The sequence below is a fragment of the Enterobacter sp. CCUG 70166 genome (genome assembly GCF_020224095.1).
GTDB lineage: Bacteria > Pseudomonadota > Gammaproteobacteria > Enterobacterales > Enterobacteriaceae > Enterobacter > Enterobacter intestinihominis.
On sequence record NZ_NRIQ01000084.1, the window covers coordinates 1 to 731 of the forward strand.

General features: G+C 56.1%; 1 pseudogene. It reads left to right on the forward strand.

What is annotated here, in order from left to right:
* Positions 1–731 (forward strand): annotated as a pseudogene (locus tag CKK19_RS24850) (IS3-like element ISSen4 family transposase); the annotation flags it as partial.

Consider the following 731-nt stretch of genomic DNA (forward strand, 5'->3'; position numbering starts at 1 on the left):
CCAGACTCAAGAAGCTGCTTGCCGAAGCCATGCTGGATAAAGAGGCGCTTCAGGTGGCTCTTGGGCGAAAGTACTGACGACAGACCAGAAGCGGGAAGCCGTGATGTTGATGTGTGATGCGACCGGTCTGTCGCAACGTCGTGCCTGCAGGCTTACAGGTTTATCCCTGTCGACCTGCCGCTATGAGGCTCACCGTCCGGCTGCTGATGCGCATTTATCAGGGCGCATCACTGAGCTGGCACTGGAGCGCAGGCGTTTTGGCTACCGTCGTATTTGGCAGTTGCTGCGCCGTGAAGGGCTTCATGTTAATCATAAGCGCGTGTACCGGCTTTATCACCTCAGTGGCCTGGGCGTAAAACGCAGAAGACGTCGTAAAGGGCTGGCAACAGAACGTCTGCCGCTGCTCCGTCCGGCGGCGCCCAATCTGACCTGGTCGATGGATTTCGTCATGGACGCACTTTCCACCGGTCGCAGGATCAAGTGTCTTACCTGCGTCGATGATTTCACAAAGGAATGCCTGACGGTCACTGTTGCCTTTGGGATTTCAGGCGTTCAGGTCACGCGTATTCTGGACAGCATTGCACTGTTTCGAGGCTATCCGGCGACGATAAGAACTGACCAGGGGCCGGAGTTCACTTGCCGTGCACTGGATCAATGGGCCTTTGAGCATGGTGTTGAGTTGCGCTTAATCCAGCCGGGCAAGCCAACGCAGAACGGATTTATTGAGAGCT